The organism is Bradyrhizobium sp. Leo170, assembly GCF_004296405.1.
In the GTDB taxonomy this organism is placed as follows: domain Bacteria; phylum Pseudomonadota; class Alphaproteobacteria; order Rhizobiales; family Xanthobacteraceae; genus Bradyrhizobium.
In genome coordinates this window covers 1-708 of sequence record NZ_PSRR01000822.1, presented here as the reverse complement: position 1 = coordinate 708, position 708 = coordinate 1, and the positions used below count along the sequence as shown (strand labels likewise).

The following is a 708-nucleotide window of genomic DNA, read 5'->3' as shown; positions in this document are numbered from 1 at the left end:
GCGTATCAATTCCACGAGAATTTTCCGGCGCGCTACATCGCCGACCTCACCAATCGGGTGAAGCTGACGCGCAAGCTCAAGGTGGTGGCCGCCTGCGGCAACGGCACCGCCGGCGCGTTTGCACCGCAGGTGCTGGAGGCGATCGGCTGCGAGGTGATCCCGCTCGACACCGAGCTCGACCATACCTTTCCGAAATACAATCCGAACCCGGAAGACATGGAGATGCTGCACGCGATCCGCGATGCGGTCTTGCAGCACAAGGCCGATGTCGGCCTCGGCTTCGACGGCGACGGCGACCGCTGCGGCGTGGTCGACAACACCGGCGAGGAGATCTTCGCCGACAAAGTCGGCGTGATGCTGGCGCGCGACATGTCGGCGATCCACAAGGATGCGCAATTCGTGGTCGACGTGAAATCGACCGGGCTGTTCATGACCGATCCGATCCTGCAAAAGCAAGGTGCCAAGACCGCGTACTGGAAGACCGGCCACTCCTACATGAAGCGCCGCACCAACGAGCTCGGCGCGCTCGCCGGCTTCGAGAAGTCCGGCCACTTCTTCTTCAACAAGCCGTTCGGCCGCGGCTATGACGACGGCCTGGTCTCGGCGATCGCGATCTGCGAGATGCTCGACCGCGCGCCCGGCAGGTCGATGGCCGACCTGAAGAACGCGCTGCCCAAGACCTGGTCGTCGCCGACCATGTCGCCGCAT

At 64.0% G+C, this 708-nt stretch carries 1 protein-coding gene; it reads left to right on the top strand.

Going from position 1 to position 708, the window contains the following annotated elements:
- Positions 1–708 (top strand): phosphohexomutase domain-containing protein (locus CWO89_RS44915; protein WP_502702961.1); only part of this gene is annotated, 708 nt, incomplete at both ends.